The sequence below is a fragment of the Hymenobacter seoulensis genome (assembly GCF_054780535.1).
Window position 1 is genome coordinate 1,090,648 of record NZ_BAAGWD010000002.1, and the last position, 18,366, is coordinate 1,109,013.

Consider the following 18,366-nt stretch of genomic DNA (forward strand, 5'->3'; position numbering starts at 1 on the left):
GTTTGCACGGGTATTCCCAACTGTCCTGCTGCTAGCAGCAGATTAACCTAGCCTACTATGTCTTTCCACAAGCAGCCCAAAGACGATACCCAGCATCAAAACCATTTAGACGGCGCCGTGAAAATTCTATCCGGCGACCTGCAGGATGAAGCGGACCGCGCTGGCCTCGATAATCATTTCCAGCGCTGGATTGAAGATCTGAAGGATGTAAATAACCCCGAACTGCACCAGATTGTCGTGGACATGCAGGCTCTGAAGGCACACTTCGGAGGCGGCACCATTGATAAGGACTTGGTAAGCCAGCTGCTGGCCCGCCTAGGTGCAAATACCACGAAAGCCGCAGTATTTGCCGATAATCCGAATACAGCCGAGCGAGTAACCAATTTGGGCGAGGCCCTGAGTGCAGCTGCCAAGCAGGTGCATGGCGGCGGTACTTCTACTCCCGAGCAGGATCTGCAGCAGAACTCCGCGCAGAACTCGTAACCACACAGCACTCCACAAAAAAGCCCGCTCCTATAGGAACGGGCTTTTTTGTGGAGTGCTGTGTAAAAGGGTAATTGCATATCTCACTTAACGCAGCAAAACGCTTCTACTACCTGTTCAGTAGCTTTGTGTGCTGGGAGTAGTGGAAAACAAAAAAGCCGGTTTCTTCTGGGAAGAAACCGGCTTTTGTATGTGCAAAGAAGCTTATGCTGCAACTACAGCGCGACGCTTCTCCTTGATACGAGCAGCTTTGCCCGACAGGCCACGCAGATAGAACAGACGAGCACGACGTACTTGGCCACGACGAATGACTTCGATCTTGTCGATGTTAGGCGACAGGAGGGGGAAGATACGCTCGGTACCGATCTGGTTAGAAATCTTACGTACGGTGAAAGTCTCGCCGTTCGAGTTGCTGTTCTTGCGCTGGATTACAACGCCCTGGAACTGCTGAATGCGCTCCTTGTTGCCTTCCCGGATCTTAACGTGTACGTTAATGGTGTCGCCGGCGGCAAAAATAGGGAAGCTGGCGCGGCGCTCCTGGGATTCCTGCTGGATAAAATCGAGTAGTACGCTCATGGCTGGAAAAACTTTGAAAGGACGGCCGCGCCGTCCGAAGGGGTTTCGGGTAAAGAGGCGCAAATATAGCGCTCTGATTTGATGATTACAAATACGGCAAAGGTGAAGAGTATGAGCTGCGTAGAAAATGTGAATCAGGAGGGCGCGGAGCCTCTTAAATTGTCACATCAACCAGCAACATCACCGAGCTGTATGCTAAGAAAGCAAGTCGGGCCGGCGCTGTTCCGTGCGGGCCAAGGCCTGCTCGTGGCGCCAGACGTCTATTTTCGGGGTGTTGCCCGAAAGCAGAATTTCCGGAACTGTAAGTCCGCGCCACTCGGCCGGCCTGGTGTACACGGGAGGAGCTAAGAGGTTGTCCTGAAACGAGTCGCTCAGGGCCGATTCCTCGTTGCCCAGCACGCCGGGCAACAACCGCACTACCGCATCTACCAATATGGCTGCGCCTAGTTCACCGCCACTCAGTACGTAGTCGCCTACGCTGATTTCGTGGGTGATATAGGCCGCCCGAATCCGCTCATCAACGCCCTTATAGTGGCCGCACAGAATGAGCAGGTTACCAGCAAGTGACAAGCGGTTGACGAGCGGCTGCCGGAGCGTTTCTCCATCGGGCGTCATGTAAATGACGGCTTCATAGGAACGTTGGGCTAGCAACTCATCAAAGCAAGCGGCAATAGGCTCCACACGCAGCACCATGCCGGCACCACCGCCAAACACATAGTCATCAATCTGACCGTGTTTGTTGATGGCGTAGCGGCGCAGGTCGTGCAAATGGATTTCGGCCAGCCCTTTCTCCTGTGCGCGCTTCACAATGGAATGCGCAAAGGGGCTGACCAGCAAATCCGGCTGGCACGTGACAATGTCAACACGCATGGTGTGGGCTACCCCCTACGGCTCTACAAACTCGTCGGGCTCATCACGCTCGCGTGAGGCGGGCGTCAGATACACGTCGAGGAGGCCATCGGGCAAGTTTACGTATAGTTTCCGCTCCTTCACATCGGCATGAGAAACCAGCTCGTCGGCAACCGGAATCAGTACTTCCTGCCCTTTGTAGCGCATAGAAAGTACATCTTGCTGCGGCAGCTCATAGAAGGTTTCTACCGTGCCCAGCTCGCCCTGCTGCTCATCCACTACGGTGTAGCCGATGACATCATGGAAGTAGAACTGGTCGTCGGCGAGCTTCGGCAGCTCAGAGAGCGGACGCCAGAGCTTTGCATTGCGCAAGGGCTCAGCGTCTTCTATCCGGTCAATGCCTTTGAACTTCACCAGGGCCCTAGCGTCGCTTTGCGGCTGAAGCTTCTCTACGAAGAACTCCGTGAGCTTACCAGGGGCTGAGGGCAACTCCAGCAGCACCGATTTTAGCTTGCGGTATTCATCGAGGTTATCCACGTCCAAGGCAGCCACTACAAACCCTTTCAGGCCGTGAGGCTTCACCACAGAACCCAGCTCGTAGCAGTCGTCGAGAGTCATGGCAAAGAGAAATGAGGAGGGAAAACGTGCGAAGGTGATGAGGTAGAACAAGGGGATAGGCGGGGTAAGCCGTCTGTACTCCTCAATTTTACCTCATCACCTTCTTACGTAAGCCTGAAATTAGGCGCCAGCTTCCTCAGTGGTTTCGGCTGGAGCAGCAGCTTCAGTCGTCTCGCCTTCAGCTTCAGCAGCAGGAGCCGGAGCGTTAGCAGCCTCGAGGGCAGCCTGCTTGGCGCGCTGTGCTTCAGCACGAGCTTCTTTAACTTTGGTTTCGGCAGCCAGACGCTCTTTACGAGCCTCTTCCTTGGCTGTGCCGAGGGTAGTACGCTTGCCTTCGATTTTAGCGTCTTTCTCTTCTTTCCAAGCGGTGTAGCGCTGATCAGCAACGTCCTGCGAAATGGCGCCTTTAATTACGCCAAGCTGCAAGTGCTTGCGGTAGAGCACACCACGGTAAGAGAGCATAGCACGTACCGTATCGGTAGGCTGGGCACCTTTCATGATCCAGTCGAACGCCTTGTCACCATCGAAGTTGATGGTAGCGGGGTTAGTCTGGGGGTTGTAGGTACCGATTTTTTCGATGAAGCGGCCGTCGCGGGGCGAGCGGGAGTCAGCAACAACGATGTCGAACTGTGCGGCCTTTTTGCGGCCACGACGGGCGAGGCGGATTTTAACTGCCATAAACCGGTTTGGTTAAGCGACGCATCCCGTGCGTCTGGTTGAAAATGAGGTGCAAAGGTAGAGAAAAGAGTTGGGCTTTGGAAGTCTCTTCGTCTATTGCTGAGGCCTAGCAACTCAATTGCGGTTTGGCTTACCTAGCAACCTAGTAAACCTACTACCTCCTCTGACGCCGCAAACCCAATTTTGAGCTAAAAGAAAAAGGCTGCTTTCGTAAGAAAACAGCCTTTTTTGAATATTTAGCCACGAGTTACGCCGCCATAGGCACGGGTTGCTGCCACTTGCGTTTGACTTTCACCACGCCAATCTTATCAAGGCCCCAGATAAACATGTAGGTGGGGTCCAGCTCCCATTTCTTCACGCCGAAGTTGACGCGCATGGGTAGCTTGTGGTGGTTATTCTGGAATAGCTCGCCAAACGCCAGGAAGTCGAAGGGCAAGGTGTTCTTGGAATGGTCGTGGTTGTCGAAGTTCTGGTAGCCATACTTGTGGCCGCCCCAGTTCACAATAGCGCCATGAATGGGCCCCATCAGGAAGTGTACTGGTAGCAGCAGGAACTGCCACCACGCCGTAGCGAACTGCACATAGAACAGCACATACAACGCGCCCCAGCCAATGCGGGAATACCACTTGTCGCCGAGGTTTTCAATTGCTTTCCACTCAGGGTAGTCGCCTTCGAAACGCTCCGCCAACTCGTAGTTGTGGTTGAGCACATCATTGTAGATGTTTTTGGTCTTCCACATCATGGTAAATGCATTGGAAGAGTACAAAGGCGAGTGCGGGTCCAGCTCCGTATCGGAGTAGGCGTGGTGCATGCGGTGCAGCAAGGCATATGCCCTAGGCGACAGGAACGAAGAACCCTGGCAGATGTAGGTGAACAGGAAGAAAAACTTCTCCCAGAACTTGTTCATCGTGAACATCTTGTGGGCCGCGTAGCGGTGCAAATAGAAGGTCTGCGTGAACAGCGACAGGTAGTAGTGCGCTATGAAAAAGAAAAGTATCGCCATGGGGCAGAAAGTTAGAGGTCGAGACCAGGAGCAGCCTTGCTTCTGTGCGGAGAAGCTTAAAAGCTGAGGTTAAGTTCAGCAGCCGTGTTACAAAACTACGGCCACATCTGCCTGGAGTGCAATTCGCCTCTACAAAAGGCCAAAATGTTGTTCAGGTTCAGCAAAGGTGGAGGGGTAGCAAATGACACCCAATGATTTTTGTCATCTGCTACCCTCAAAATTTTGGCAAAGCACCTTAGTAATATGCTTCAGCAGCTTCCCAATGGGCTATATCTGGCAAGGGCGCGCGGAAACACATTTCTTCCTTGGTAACGGGGTGCTGAAACTCTAGCTGCCGGGCGTGCAGGGCAATGCTTACATCGGGCAGGGGGGCTAGGAAACCGTATTTCACGTCGCCGACGATAGGAGTGCCGAGCCCTGAGCTGAGCTGCACCCTGATCTGGTGAGGCCGGCCCGTAATAGGGTTTACTTGTATCAACCAACGGTTGCCGGCCTGGCCCAATACTTTGTAGTCAAGGTCTGACTTCAGACCCTGACCGTGGCGCTCGGTGTAGGCTTTGGTGGTGTTGCGGATGGGGTCTTTTACCAGCCAGTGCGTGAGGTGGCCCTCGGTGGGAGAGGGGCACTTGCCGGTGAGGGCCCAGTACGTTTTATGCACCTTATTGTCGCGGAACATTTCGTTCAGGCGGCTCAGGGCTTTGCTGGTTTTGGCCAAGGCTACCACGCCGCTTACCGGCCGGTCGAGGCGGTGCGCCACACCCACAAAGGCAGCGCCGGGCTTCTTATACTTAAAGCGCAAATACTCCTCGGCCTTAGCCGAAAGAGGCTCGTCGCCGGTAGCATCGCCTTGCACAAGCAGGCCGGCGGGTTTGTTGATAATGAGCAGGTGGTTGTCTTCGAACAGAATTTCTTTCCGCTCCGACCACAGATTCGGACGATTCACTAGGGGTAAAATTTAAGCAACTGAAGTTTCAGCGGGGGCATCATCGGTAGCATACCAATTGATGTGCCGCGAGAGATACATCACGATGGCCAGTACCAGCAGCAGGCCCAGGCTGCCAATCAGCAGAGCATAGTCTTGGAGCTGAAGCACTACAAACACGAAGCCATACACTAGGGTCAGTACTGCGGCCGTGATGAGAATAAGGCGGCGCTGCCGGAATATGCTAGCCGCATAAGCCGTTACGAGCCCAATAATAGCGAGACCAGCTAGGGCATACGCCGCATTAAACGACATATGCTCGGAAAGGGCCAGCAACAGCACGTAGAAAATAACGAGGCCCAAACCTACCAGAATATACTGAAAAGGATGGATTCGCCTGCGGTTAAGTACCTCTACAAAAAAGAAAATCAGAAACGTTAGCGAGATGGGCAGCAAGGCATACTTGGCGGCCCGCATGTTTTTCTGATACTCATCAACGGGCACAATCAGCCGGGCGCCGAATGCTGAGTTGTCAACATCGGGGCGGAAGTCGGCGGTGCGCCAGCGTTGGGGGTAGCTACGGTTTAGGTGCAGCACGCGCCAGGTAGCCTCAAACCCTTGGGACGTTACGCTGTGCTGGCGCGGCAAAAAGGCCCCTCCGAAACTCGGGTCAGGCCACGGCGCCCGCAGCTGTACCCGCGTTTCCCGACCTAGTGGAGCAAAGAAAAGTGCCGAGCTACCGTTGAGAGCAATGTTAAATTCGAAGGTATGTTTTTGGGCCAGGCTAGCGGCGTCAGGGAGCGGCACCGGAGAGCTCATGGCTTCCGTTGCCAGGCCGTTGTTGCCAGCTGTCAGGTCAATTTCAGCAGTGCCAGCATAGCGGGTGGCCTGCTGTACTTCGAAGGTCAGGGAGCTGGTTTGGGGAGCCGAGGAGACGGGCATTACGTCGGGCGAGGGTACGCCCGGCTCAAAGGCTATGGGCCGCCCGTCCCACCGTAGTGAAATGCCATTGCGAATGCCTTTCATATCCGATAGGCCCACCGCTACAAAGGCTTCGGGCCAGCGGATGTCGGTGGGGTTAATATTCCAATCGGCCAGGGAAGCAGTTTGGAAAGTGCCCTTCACACGCAGCCGTGAGCTGTACACCACCACGTCGTATATGCCTCTTTGGCGTCGTTCAGGGGCTAGTGAGCCGTCGATCAGCAGCGTGTCGGGCAGAAAGCAGGCGTAACTCGTGCTTTCCAGCAGCTGGTTTTTGGCGTCGCGCTCCAGGCGGCGGTAAGGTACCACCAGCACCGGACCTGTAAACTGCTGCGGACCGCCCCATTTGGCGCTTACCTCTGCCGTGGCTAGGTCGCGGGTGGTGGCCCGCTCCTGCACCAGGTTCTCTACCATCGAGGCCGGAATCAGCAGCAGCAAGATCAGGATGCCGATAGACAGCAGCTTGATGGTCACCGAATGCCGGACCCACGTATTGAGGCGTTCGAAAGTAGATGGCGAAGACATGGGAAACGTCGGGCTTCGGGGCCGTAGGGCGTACGTATAACTGAATTTGGTTTTCTGCGGGCAGAAAACGTACTAGGTGGCCTACCCGCCCGAAGCAGACTTGCTGTTCTGAAGTAGCCTAGTATGCTTCGTCCTGCGTAGGAAACTCGCGGGCCTTCACGTCCTGAATGTACCGCTGTACGGCGTCGTGCATCAGGTCACCCAGCTCGGCGTAGCGACGCAGAAAACGAGGCTTGAATTCTTTGGTGATGCCCAGCATATCGTGCACTACCAGCACTTGGCCGTCCACATCAGGCCCGGCGCCAATGCCAATAACCGGAATAGTAAGCTTTTCGGCTACTTGCTTGGCCAGGGAAGATGGAATCTTCTCCAGTACCAGGGCAAAACAGCCAATTTCCTCTAGCAGCAGCGCGTCTTCGATCAGCTTCTGGGCCTCGGCTTCTTCCTTGGCCCGCACCGTGTAGGTGCCAAATTTATAAATACTTTGCGGAGTAAGCCCTAGGTGGCCCATCACCGGAATGCCAGCCGTCAGAATGCGCGTGATGCTGTCTTTGATTTCGGCGCCGCCTTCTAGCTTAATACCGTGCCCACCCGATTCCTTCATGATGCGGATAGCCGAGCGCAGTGCTTCCGACGAATTGCCCTGATACGAACCAAACGGCATATCCACCACCACAAACGCCCGCTTCACAGCCCGTACCACGCTCTGGGCATGATAGATCATCTGGTCCAGCGTGATAGGTAGCGTTGTCTCGTGGCCGGCCATTACGTTCGAGGCCGAGTCGCCAACTAGCAGCACATCCACACCCGCGCCGTCCAGAATCTGCGCCATCGAGAAGTCGTAGGCCGTGAGCATGGATATTTTCTCGCCGCGCTGCTTCATGGCCAGCAGTTGGTGCGTGGTCACGAGCTTAACTTCTTTGTGCTGGGACATTGTTAGGAACTTTGGAGCATATGAATGAGGAAACCGGCGGCCACTACAGCAGTAACTCAGCCTTACCGAAAGCCAAAGCTGCGGAATTTTCCGAAAATAGCGGCGGCCTCCTCCTTTACTAGCCCTCTTGCATGCCCAAACCTGCCCAGGCTGCGGCTAATAGTTCAGGAATGTGCGGTTGCGGCTTAGCTTCAAGTCCTGCAGCAGCGACGACTTAGCTGCAATGGTTACAAAGTAGCCGCGGGTTTGGCCAAAGGGCCGCCAGTTGCCCGTTATCTGCCAGCAGTGCAGGTCTTTGGTCACATCCAGGGTTGTGAAGGCCATGGTCTGGTTGGCAAAGTCGTAGTTGGTGCTGAAGCCAAAGCGCATGGTTTCGGTGAGCTTTACGGAGCCGTTGAGGTTCAGCGAGGCCGCTGTATACGGGCTGTTGCGAATGCGGCCCGGCCGCGAGGGCAGGGGCCCCTGGTCGGCGTAGGAGGCCGTGAAACTGGTGTTCAGCTCCCAAGGAATGTTGAAATCCACGTAATCCTCGTAAGGGTTTAGGCGGTCGGGCGAGCCTAGTGTGGGGTCGTTCACTGGCGCGGCATCTCGCTTAATGGTGGATTTGCGCGTGCCCTGGCTAGGGTTAAACTGATAGGTAAGCGAGGCATTGGCCGTAGCCAAGCGGGCCAGGCGAATGTTCTTCTGCTGCCACAGAAACTTGTTGCGAATGGTGCCCGACGAGTCGCGCTGGTAAAAGTCGAAGTTACCGTTGATGGTAATATTCAGCTTGCGCGCTACCTGCGTCCGAAACGTAGTACTGAGCGGAGCCAGCCGCAGGCGGTTCGCGGCAAAATTGTAGCCGGTGCTAAAGTCAAGCCCATCAATGAGGCTTACCTTGTTAAAAGGGGTAGTGCCGGTGGTGTCGTTGGAGTTGCGCACCTTCATTTCCACCGAGTTCTGTAGCGAGAAGCTCAGCTGCCGCACCTCGCTGGCCGTGGGTACCCCGTACAGGAACCCATTGAAGCGCGGAAACAGAAAGCCGTTGTTGGCCTGGTAGGTTTCCGCCTCCGAGTACAGCCGCCCGGTAGAAGGATCACGCAGGCCAGCCAGCTCAATGGGGCCGGTAAACGCTGGGTTGTTGGCCCGCGGGCCAGGGGCATAGCTAAAGCTGAAGTTAGGCGTAACTTTGTGGCGGAGCGCCTGAATCTTGCGGGTGCCTTTCCGGTTAATAGTGCCGTAGAAGTTAGTGCTCAGGTTCAGGCCGGCCGTGTAGCTATTCAGGCGGTTAAAGCTGGGAATGGTATCAATTTTAACTGCCTGCGCGGTTTCGTTGTACTGGTAGTCCAGCTTCTTGAAATACCAGATTTCCCCGTAGGTCACGCTCGGGTTCAGGTTGAAGTGCCGCAGCAGCGTGTAGTTGCCCAGCGTAATGCCAAAGTTGTGGCGCATACCCGTCTGGGAGTTTCGCAGCAGCTTCGAGAAGTTTGAGAACTGCAACGGGACCAAGGTCACGGAGTTCGAGCCCCCAATCAGAGGAATAGCGCCGCCGTTGATCTGCCGGGAAGGCAAGGAGTTAGTAAGGCGGTTCTGATAAGTTAGGTCGTAAGAGAAGGCTAGCTGCTGATAGAAGGGCTTCGGGTCAAGCCCCAGCAGCTCGTATACATATTGCCGGGCCACACCTACCGTCACGTCGGGCAGCGTAAAGTCCATGGTTCCGGTCTGCGTGTTCTGGCTTTGGCTCAGCTGCAGGGCGTAGTTGATGGGCGCATTGCGCAGCTGCTTGGAGTAGCTGATAGTAGAAGAGAAGGCCGGGGTCAGGAACTGGCGCGGATCGTAGCTATTCTGCCGGAAATAGTTGTTGCTGCTCACGTTCACGTTGGCCGAAAACCGCCCGCCCCCTGGGCGCGCCACTGGCGTGTGGTTCCAGGCCAGCTGGAAGGTGCGTGATGAGCGCGGGACGTTAAACGTAGGGTTTGTGTTTACATCGGTGCTGCCAAGCAGGCGCTCCGTGGGCTGCGAGCTGTAGTTGAACGTGAACAGGCCGCTGTAGCGGTAGCGCGTGACGTATTGCATCTCAGCCGTACCACGCCAGCCCCCGAAACGCTCCGCATTACCGGAGTAAATGTCGCCGGTAAGGCGCACTCCAATGTGCTCGTTGGCCGCCCAGTAGTAGCCGCCATTGCGCAGGAAAAAGCCCCGGTCGGCAGCCTGCCCGAAGGTAGGAATGATAAAGCCCGAGGCCCTTTTGTTGGATTTAGGGGTAGGGAAGTAGCCAAACAAAAAGCCCAGCGGCGTCGGAATGTCCCCAATTACCAAGTTGAAAGGACCCGTCACGACGTTCTCGCCCGGGGTCACCTTCATTTTGGAGGCATTAATGTAAAAGTGAGGGTGCTCGAGGTTGCAGGTGGTGTAGCGCCCGTGCAGGCCAAAGAGCTCGTTGCGGTTATTCTTCTTGATGGTTTCGGCGTGAATGTAGCCTTCGCCCTGCTGCGTTACTACGTCCGTAATCCGGCCCCGCTTTGATTTGATGTTGTAGTCGATGCGGCCGGCTTGGTAGGTTTCGGCGCCTTGCTTGAACACGGGCTTATCTCGCACTCTTCCCGTCGAGTCAGGCGCTCCCTCGGCCGTTACAATGTTGCGGCTGTAGTCAACGGTTATAATGGCGGCCTTCAGGTTCATGTCGCCATAATCCACGTTGGCCTTGTCGTAGAGTATAGCGCGCTTGTTCTGGACCTCAAACCGGATAGAGTCCTGAGCCTTGTATTTCACCGTTGACTCCACAGCGCCTTTTCGGCCGCCAGCGGCTACGTTCAATGAGTCGGGGGTGCCGCCGGAGAGGAGAGTAGTATCGCGTACCGGGGCATTTGTGCGGGGTGGGTTAACCACGCGGGGCGCCGGCCGTACATCAGCCGGAACATTAGTTGTACGGGGCCGTTGCTGGCTGTAGCCGGGCCGTACTAGGCCTATGCTCAGCCCTAGGATGAGCAGCAAAGGCTGCTGACGCAACTGGTATAATGCACGCAATAATGAATGGATCACAGGCGCGAATGAGGCCACGTAGTTTTTATCGTTTATTTTGTGGCGGTTTGCAAAGGTAGCGGGTCGCTACCCCAACTAACGAACTCCGTGCGGAATATTGTCGCTCTGGGCGCGGCGGCCCTGTTATTTCTCGCCGGCTCTATTAGTTTCTCCACTCCGCGGGCTTCGGCGCCCGGCGGCCGGGCGCCCTATAAATATAAGCTCCGGACCGTAGTGTTGGATGCCGGGCACGGTGGCAAAGACCGCGGCTGCGCGGGTGTAAAAGCCCGGGAGGCCGATGTGGCTCTGAAAATCATTCTGGCCCTAGGGCAGCAGATTGAGGAAAACATGCCCGACGTGAAGGTGGTGTACACCCGCAAAACCGACGTGTTTGTGGAGTTGGCCGACCGCGCCGGCCTAGCCAACAAGCACAACGCCGACCTGTTCATCTCCGTCCATTGCAATGCCAGTGCCCCTTCCGCCTATGGTACCGAGGTCTGGACGATGGGCCCGCACAAGACCGACGCCAACCTGAGCGTAGCTAAGCGCGAAAACTCGGTAATTCTGCAGGAAGAAAACTACAAAGAGCGCTATAATGGCTTCGATCCGACGTCGCCGCAAAGTCACATTCTGTTTTCACTGTTCCAAAGCGCCCACATGGTAAACAGCATTCGGTTTGCTCAGCAAGTCGACCGTCAGTTCCGGACTACAGTGGGGCGGCCTTCCCGAGGAGTAAAGCAGGCTGGCTTTCTGGTACTTTGGAAGTCAACGATGCCGGCAGCCCTGATTGAGTCCGGATTTTTAACTAACCGTCAGGAAGAATTGTATCTGAACGATAAAACCGGGCAATCGTATATGGCCTCGGGTATTTACCGGGCCTTCCGCGACTACAAGAACGAGTTGGAAGCAAATTCCGGCGAATAGCCCTTTCGGCTCGGGTAACCGGGCCACTAGCCCCGCCTCTCTCATCAACTGCTGACTCCGTGTCGAAAGAAATCAAAGTAGCCCTGCTGGGCATTGTCGCTGTTGCCCTGCTTGTTGTGGGCTTCAACTTCCTGAAGGGAAGCAATTTGCTCTCTTCAGACCGAACGTATTATGCCAAGTATGATAACGTGGATGGCCTGACCATAGGCAATCCGGTGATTCTCAACGGCATCAAGGTGGGCCAGGTAAAGGAAATGAGCCTGCTGCCCGAGGAAGGAAACCGCGTGAAGGTAGCCGTGGAACTCCAGAAGGGCGTGACGGTTGGCGACTCAACGGTAGCTAGTCTGAGTGGCTCGCTGCTGGGCTCCAAAACCATTACGCTGTTTCTGGGCAAAAACACCAAGGTGTATGAGGGCGGCCAAGAGCTGAAGTCGTACACAGTGGCCAGCATTACGGATGCGTTCCAGGCCAAAGCTTTGCCGGTGTTGGGTACTGTCGACTCAACACTGATTAAAGTGAACAGCTTCCTGAGCAAAGATGCCAAAGTGAGCCTGCAGGCTACCTTGGTAAATGCGCAGGGCAGCACGGAGGCGCTAAAGAACCTGCTGCTGATGAACCAGCGCAACATTAACCAGATTACCACCAACATGGCTCGCCTCACATCCGACCTGAATAAGACCAGTGCGAAGTTCGACCGGATTGCCAGCAACTTTGCCCTGCTCAGCGACTCACTCAAGAACGCACCAGTAGGCCCGGCCATGCGCAAGCTCAACGCCACCATGACGGAAGCCCAAAGCACCATGACCACGCTTAACCGCTCCCTCACCGACCAGAAAGGTTCTTTGGGTAAGCTCATCAGCGACACGTTGCTCTATAATAACCTCAACGCCACCGCCGCCAGCTCCAATACCCTGATCAAAGACTTACAGGCCAATCCCAAGCGCTACGTGCATTTCTCGGTATTTGGCGGGGGCAAGGCCAAAAAGAGCAAGCAGGAAGTAGAAACCACTACTACACAGCCCAACGGCAGCACCGTAGAAACGGAAGCTAAAACCACGGTGAAATAGCCTGCGGCCCTACTACTGCAATCTATTACCTTTGAATCCGCCCCTTCCGGGGGCGGATTTTTTGTTCCTTCCTGTGGTGAAACCAGGAGGTAGTGAACAGCTAATGTTGGCTCTGGCCCGCGCTACTAGGTGCTGGCAGCCGACAAACGTGCCTGTTCATCTGCCTGTTGTTTCACCTTTCCCACCCACACTACCCATCCCACCCGCATGGACCTCGAGTTCAACAAAAACGAAGACAGCATTAAGCAACTTACTTTTCAGCTGCAACAGCGCCTTAAGAAAGTGCACCTTGGCGGCGGCGAAAAGCGCATTGAAGCTCACAAAGCCAAAGGCAAGCTCACAGCCCGCGAGCGAATTGAGTACCTGCTCGACAAAGACTCGGAAACCGTTGAAATCGGAGCTTTTGCCGGCGAGGGCATGTACCAGGAGGAAGGCGGCTGCCCCAGTGGCGGCGTGGTGGTAGTCATTGGCTGGGTGCAGGGCCGCCAGTGCGTAATAGTCGCCAACGATGCCACCGTGAAAGCCGGCGCCTGGTTCCCGATTACGGCCAAGAAGAACCTGCGGGCCCAGGAAATCAGCATCGAAAACAAGCTGCCCATTATTTACCTTGTCGATTCCGCGGGGGTGTACCTGCCCATGCAGGACGAGATTTTTCCCGATAAGGAGCACTTCGGCCGCATCTTCCGCAACAACGCCGTGATGAGCAGCATGGGCATTGTGCAATTGGCTGCCATTATGGGCCCCTGCGTGGCTGGTGGCGCGTATCTGCCCATCATGAGCGACGAGGCCATGATTGTAGACGGTACGGGCTCGGTGTTTCTGGCAGGTTCCTACCTAGTAAAATCGGCCATCGGGGAGTCTATCGATAATGAGACCCTAGGCGGGGCTACCACGCACTCCGAAATTTCGGGCGTGACAGACTATAAGTTCCAGAACGACGAAGAGTGCCTTGACCACATCCGGAATATCTTCGATAAGCTGGGTGGCCACGCTACCGCTGGTTTCTCGCGCAAAGCACCCGCTCAACCCAAGGAAAACCCACAGGAACTACTAGGCTTGCTGCCCGCCGATAGGGTGAAGCCCTACAACATGATGGACATCATCAACCGCTTGGTGGATGACTCGGAGTTTGAGCCTTATAAGGACCTGTATGGCCAGACGCTGATTTGCGGGCTGGCTCGCATCGATGGCTGGGCCGTGGGCATTGTAGCCAACCAGCGCAAAATCGTGAAGACCAAGAAAGGCGCCATGCAGATGGGCGGCGTTATCTACTCGGACTCCGCTGATAAGGCCGCGCGCTTCATCATGAACTGCAACCAGAAGCGCATTCCGTTGGTGTTCCTGCACGATGTGTCGGGCTTTATGGTGGGCTCGCAGAGTGAGCACGGTGGCATCATTAAGGACGGCGCTAAAATGGTGAATGCCATGGCCAACTCCGTGGTGCCCAAGTTCTCGGTTATTATCGGCAACAGCTACGGTGCCGGCAACTACGCCATGTGCGGCAAGGCCTACGACCCGCGCCTGATTGTGGCTTGGCCCACGGCCCAGCTGGCCGTAATGAGTGGTGCTGCCGCTGCTAACACCCTCCTCCAGATTCAGGTGGCCTCCCTGAAAGCCAAAGGCGAAGTCATCACGCCTGAAGCCGAGAAGGAGCTGCTAGACCGCATCAAAGCCCGCTACGACGAGCAACTCTCGCCCTACTACGCGGCAGCACGCCTCTGGGTAGACGCCATCATCGACCCGCTGGAAACCCGCAAAGTCATTTCCCAAGGCATATCCATGGCCAACCACGCGCCCATTGAAAAGGCCTACAACGTGGGTGTGATTCAGGTGTGAGATAGGGCCTAGATAGTGAATTTTTAAATTGGCATTGTCGGCCCGCATGTACCACTTGGTGCGGCGGGCCGCGTGCTTTTTAGAGTAGTCAGCATTAGTAAGTTTCTAGATATATTTTGCGTCGCTACTACTATTCGCTGCTGGCTGCCAAGACCATTATACACATAAAGAAAAGCTTATGCCTGCTACTACTGGCTGGCGCTATGAAATCGGCCTTAGGGCAATCTGCCAGCAAGCAAAAGGTTTTTACGGAGGATGTTGACCGTTTCTGGGTAGCCTATGACAGCGTCCGAACCACCACAGACCGGACCAAGCAACTGGCCTACATCAACAATCTGTACATCAAGCCGGGCACAGAAGGATTGGTGGCGTTCATGAAAGCGCGGGACTACTCAGCAGAGCTGTGGGTTGATTTGATCAACCAGCTTCCCAAGTATTGGGCGTCTATCCGGCCGAATACATTGGCGGTGAAGTCTCAAACAAAGGGCATCGAGAAAAGCATTCGCCGGTTCAAGCGGCTCTACCCAGAGCTGCGGGAAGCCAGCATGTACTTCACGGTGGGCGGGCTGCGCTCAGGTGGGACCGTAGAGGGAAACAAGGTGCTCATCGGGACGGAAATAGCGACGGGAACTGCGCTGACCGATGTGTCGGAGTTTAAAAATCCGTGGCTGGCAACTGTGCTCAAGGAGCAGACGCTGGACAACATCGTGCCTTTGAACGTGCACGAGTATGTGCATACCCAGCAGCATGGCGGAGATGCCAGCCTATTAGGCCAGTCGCTGAAGGAAGGTGCCTGTGATTTTGTGACGGAACTGGTGATGCGACAGCCGATGCGGGCCAGTTACCTCACCTACGGGGCCGCGCATGAAAAGGAGTTGCGGGAAGCCTTCAAGCAGGAAATGTTTTCCTCGCTCTACTCGCACTGGCTCTACAACGGCGCCATCTACAGCGCTACCCCCGATTTGGGGTACTTTATGGGCTACGCTATCAACAAGGCCTACTACACACAGGCCAAGAACAAGCGGCAGGCCATCAAGGATATCATCGAGCTGGAGTACGCTAACCCAGACGCTGTGGAGCGGTTCGTGAAGCAGTCGGGGTACTACCCCGAGGGCTGGAACAAGGCGGAACTGCTAGCGGCGTTTGCGGCCCGGCAACCGCAGGTAGTGAGCACCACTCCGGCTACCAGCGGCAGCGCTACCCTGGATGCCAGCGTGAAAGAACTCGTGATTCATTTCGACCGGGAAATGGACGATGCTACTTCCTTTACGCCAGGTCCACGCGGCAAAGAATATTTCCCGCTGAAGAAACCCGTCGGCTTCTCCCCCGATCATACCGCCTTTACCCTCGAAGTGGAGCTACAGCCCAACCACGAGTACGAGTTTGTGGTGACACCACGCGGCTTTAAATCCAAGGACGGTTACCCGCTGCGGCAGGAGTACACCATTCAGTTCAAGACGAAGTAGCCGTGGATTTACAACTGTACTCATAGTGGAGAACTGATGGCACGCTCTTACCGCCGGACACCCAAATTGGGCGTTACAACCGCCGAATCGGAGAAACAGGATAAGCAATACGCGAACCGATTACTGCGGCGGAAGGTGCGGCAGGGCCAGCTCTATCTAACGTTGCGGGACGTAAGCAATGTATGGGCCTTTGGCAAAGACGGGAAGACGTATCAACTATCTGTGTCGCCAAAAGCCATGAGAAAGTAATTGTCCCGCTTTTCGTTTTTACTACTAGGCTGCCTGCATCGCCAAACCCATAGCAAGGCCGCGTACCTTTGCCCTCCACCCATGTAGCTTTCCACTCGTGACTGACGCCACCATCTCCGCCTTTAATAAAGCCCGCACTGGCCTCTGGACCAGCCTGCAAAAGCACTTAGCAGCGGTGTACAGCGCCGAGAAGACCTTTCTGAAAGCCACGGCCTTTGTGGAGGCGTTCCCGTTTGCGCTGCACACGGCAACCGAAGAGCAGCAGGCTGATTACCAAAGCGCCCGCCGTGGCCTCCGCGACTTGTACACTGATGAAACGGCGCAGCTAGATGTGTTGGTAAAAGCCATCCGGACTAAAGGCTATTCCGAGGACGAAAAGAAGCAGCTCTATTTGCTCATTCTGGGTTATATGGATATTGCGGCTTCAGTATTTGAGCTGCTGCACACGCACGTGGTTACCAAGCAGCCCGAGGATGAGGAGCTGGAAGCGGCTACGGCTAAGTTTGAGCGGGTCCGGAAATTCGCTCGGCTCAATGTGAAGGGTTTGGCTGGCTTGTTGGGCTAGGGAAGCACCGGCTGGGGCAACCAGAAAGACTGCTATATTCCACCAGTCATCTCAACCTCTGCTACCCCTGCCATGACGACCGACTACCTCACCAGTGTCCGCAAGCAGTTCGAGTACTACAAGCTGCTCGGGGATAACACCTTTCGTCAACTGCCCGATGAGGCTTTGTTCTGGCAGGTTAACCCGGAAAGCAACAGTATTGCTACCATTGTGAAGCACCTATGGGGCAACATGCTCTCGCGCTGGACGGATTTTCTGACTACGGATGGCGAAAAGGAGTGGCGCCAGCGCGAAGCCGAATTCGACAACGACCTCCAAAGCCGTGCTGACATGTTGGCTAAGTGGGAGGAGGGCTGGCAGTGCTTGTTTGCGGCCCTGGATTCTCTGACGCCCGCCAACTGGGACCAACTCGTGTACATTCGCAACCAAGGCCACTCGGTTACGGAAGCTATTAACCGGCAGCTGGCGCATTACCCTTACCACGTGGGGCAAATCGTGTTTATTGGCAAAATGGTGCAGGCCGGAGCGTGGCAGTCCCTCTCCATTCCGCGCGGAAATTCGGCGGCTTTCAACGCTGATAAGTTTGCCCAGCCTCCGCACAAAGCCCACTTCACCGACGACTACCTGAACACCACACCGCCCCAAGTGTAGTAGCTTGTTGCTGCACTTGGGGCTACGCAATAATTCCTCCTGCGCTTGCGTACGTCAGCGCCTGCGTTACTATATACTTTCTGTCCTTACTCCACTTACACTATCCCGAATGAGAAAGAGCTTGCTGACCACGCTACTTGCCCTGGTGGCTGTTACCGGTAGCTACGCGCAAGACTACAAAACCGTGGTAAAAACCATTGCCGCTGACAAACCCAAAGCGCAGGCGCAGATTATGATACTGGGTTCCTCGCATTTCGGGCAGGAAGGGTTTTACAAGGAGTTTCCTAAAGGCGACTTGTTCAGTGCCCAGCGCCAGCAGGAGGTAGCCCAGGTAACCAAGCAACTGGCTAAGTTCAATCCGGATATTATCATGATTGAAACTACCCCCGAGGAGCAATCCAGCCTGGATAGCCTCTATACCCTGTACAAAACCGATAAGGTGAAGCTGGAGGATATTCCCTATGGCCGGGCCGAGCGGTTTCAGTTTGGCTACCGGCTAGGTAAGATGCTAAACCGCTCGCGCCTTTTTTCCGCTGACTATTATGAGGCCGTATCGAACCGCATCCTGACCAGTGGGGAAAATTTTGAGCTGTATCAGACGGACGCGGCTAAATTCTCGAATGTAGGTAAGCAGGCGGAAATCCGTTTCAAGGAAGGCAACGCGACGCTCAGTGAGTTTCTGTTGTTCATGAACGATCCGGAGGTGCTGGACTGGACTTACCGGGTGATGTTCGTGAATCCGGCGCGCGTGAAAAACGGCCAGTTTACCAACCCGCCGGCGCAGTACGTAGACACAGCGTATGTGAACAAGCAGTACATCGGGGCCGAATATATTTCCATCTTCAAGGAGAGAGACCTGAAAATATATTCGAACATTGTGACCACCCAACTGCGCGAAAAAGGCAAGCGCATTCTGGTAATTATGGGGCAGCGTCACGCTGCCACCTTGCCCAAAATTTTTGCCGATGATCCGGCTTTTAAGCTGATACCGGTGAGCGCCTACCTAAAGTAAGCAGGCGGGTCGGTAGAGCTGTTTGGG

17 protein-coding genes are annotated in these 18,366 nt (G+C 55.3%); 8 read left to right on the forward strand and 9 right to left on the reverse strand.

The features are described from left to right. Nucleotides 1–57: 57 nt before the first annotated feature. Nucleotides 58–483, forward strand: coding sequence for a hypothetical protein (locus ACYVHC_RS12525; RefSeq protein ID WP_460614052.1), 426 nt, complete (start codon nucleotides 58–60; stop codon nucleotides 481–483). Between the two features lie 204 nt (nucleotides 484–687). Here ACYVHC_RS12525 and rplS read toward each other — a convergent pair whose 3' ends face one another. The 9 genes from rplS to ACYVHC_RS12570 all read right to left on the reverse strand — a co-directional run bounded on the left by rplS (nucleotide 688) and on the right by ACYVHC_RS12570 (nucleotide 10,575). After that, on the reverse strand, nucleotides 688–1,059 hold the full coding sequence (rplS, locus tag ACYVHC_RS12530) for a 50S ribosomal protein L19 (protein WP_460614053.1): 372 nt from the start codon (nucleotides 1,057–1,059) through the stop codon (nucleotides 688–690). Nucleotides 1,060–1,254: 195 nt separating this feature from the next. Continuing rightward, the gene (gene trmD, locus ACYVHC_RS12535) at nucleotides 1,255–1,929 is read right to left on the reverse strand and encodes a tRNA (guanine(37)-N(1))-methyltransferase (protein ID WP_460614055.1); all 675 of its coding nucleotides are present in this window, start codon (nucleotides 1,927–1,929) and stop codon (nucleotides 1,255–1,257) included. Between the two features lie 15 nt (nucleotides 1,930–1,944). Then, nucleotides 1,945–2,526, reverse strand: coding sequence for a ribosome maturation factor RimM (gene rimM, locus ACYVHC_RS12540; protein WP_460614056.1), 582 nt, complete (start codon nucleotides 2,524–2,526; stop codon nucleotides 1,945–1,947). A gap of 120 nt (nucleotides 2,527–2,646) precedes the next feature. Then, complete coding sequence (locus tag ACYVHC_RS12545; protein WP_460614057.1) at nucleotides 2,647–3,204, reverse strand: 30S ribosomal protein S16; 558 nt, start codon at nucleotides 3,202–3,204, stop codon at nucleotides 2,647–2,649. A gap of 247 nt (nucleotides 3,205–3,451) precedes the next feature. Next, entirely contained in the window at nucleotides 3,452–4,207 is a 756-nt protein-coding gene (locus tag ACYVHC_RS12550) for an acyl-CoA desaturase (RefSeq protein ID WP_460614058.1), read from the reverse strand. A gap of 235 nt (nucleotides 4,208–4,442) precedes the next feature. Continuing rightward, the gene (locus ACYVHC_RS12555) at nucleotides 4,443–5,150 is read right to left on the reverse strand and encodes an RluA family pseudouridine synthase (RefSeq protein ID WP_460614059.1); all 708 of its coding nucleotides are present in this window, start codon (nucleotides 5,148–5,150) and stop codon (nucleotides 4,443–4,445) included. A 12-nt stretch (nucleotides 5,151–5,162) separates the two neighbouring features. After that, nucleotides 5,163–6,635 (reverse strand): cell envelope integrity protein CreD, encoded by a 1,473-nt coding sequence (gene creD / locus ACYVHC_RS12560; RefSeq protein WP_460614060.1) that lies wholly within the window; start codon nucleotides 6,633–6,635, stop codon nucleotides 5,163–5,165. A 118-nt stretch (nucleotides 6,636–6,753) separates the two neighbouring features. Then, nucleotides 6,754–7,569: a 3-methyl-2-oxobutanoate hydroxymethyltransferase gene (panB, locus tag ACYVHC_RS12565; protein WP_460614061.1), complete on the reverse strand. Its 816-nt coding sequence runs from the start codon at nucleotides 7,567–7,569 to the stop codon at nucleotides 6,754–6,756. 156 nt (nucleotides 7,570–7,725) lie between these two features. Then, a complete protein-coding gene (locus ACYVHC_RS12570) occupies nucleotides 7,726–10,575 on the reverse strand; it encodes a putative LPS assembly protein LptD (protein WP_460614062.1) in 2,850 nt (949 codons plus the stop codon). Nucleotides 10,576–10,677: 102 nt separating this feature from the next. Between ACYVHC_RS12570 and ACYVHC_RS12575 the strand changes: the two genes are divergently transcribed. From ACYVHC_RS12575 to ACYVHC_RS12605, 7 genes are all read left to right on the forward strand, one after another. Next, on the forward strand, nucleotides 10,678–11,493 hold the full coding sequence (locus ACYVHC_RS12575) for an N-acetylmuramoyl-L-alanine amidase family protein (RefSeq protein WP_460614063.1): 816 nt from the start codon (nucleotides 10,678–10,680) through the stop codon (nucleotides 11,491–11,493). Between the two features lie 59 nt (nucleotides 11,494–11,552). Then, the gene (locus tag ACYVHC_RS12580; protein ID WP_460614064.1) at nucleotides 11,553–12,560 is read left to right on the forward strand and encodes an MlaD family protein; all 1,008 of its coding nucleotides are present in this window, start codon (nucleotides 11,553–11,555) and stop codon (nucleotides 12,558–12,560) included. Nucleotides 12,561–12,767: 207 nt separating this feature from the next. After that, nucleotides 12,768–14,396: an acyl-CoA carboxylase subunit beta gene (locus ACYVHC_RS12585; protein WP_460614065.1), complete on the forward strand. Its 1,629-nt coding sequence runs from the start codon at nucleotides 12,768–12,770 to the stop codon at nucleotides 14,394–14,396. A gap of 203 nt (nucleotides 14,397–14,599) precedes the next feature. Beyond that, entirely contained in the window at nucleotides 14,600–15,862 is a 1,263-nt protein-coding gene (locus ACYVHC_RS12590) for an Ig-like domain-containing protein (protein WP_460614066.1), read from the forward strand. Between the two features lie 346 nt (nucleotides 15,863–16,208). After that, nucleotides 16,209–16,676, forward strand: coding sequence for a hypothetical protein (locus ACYVHC_RS12595; RefSeq protein WP_460614067.1), 468 nt, complete (start codon nucleotides 16,209–16,211; stop codon nucleotides 16,674–16,676). Between the two features lie 72 nt (nucleotides 16,677–16,748). Beyond that, the gene (locus tag ACYVHC_RS12600; RefSeq protein ID WP_460614068.1) at nucleotides 16,749–17,327 is read left to right on the forward strand and encodes a DUF1572 domain-containing protein; all 579 of its coding nucleotides are present in this window, start codon (nucleotides 16,749–16,751) and stop codon (nucleotides 17,325–17,327) included. 109 nt (nucleotides 17,328–17,436) lie between these two features. Then, the gene (locus ACYVHC_RS12605) at nucleotides 17,437–18,339 is read left to right on the forward strand and encodes a DUF5694 domain-containing protein (protein ID WP_460614069.1); all 903 of its coding nucleotides are present in this window, start codon (nucleotides 17,437–17,439) and stop codon (nucleotides 18,337–18,339) included. The last annotated feature ends 27 nt before the right edge of the window (nucleotides 18,340–18,366 follow it).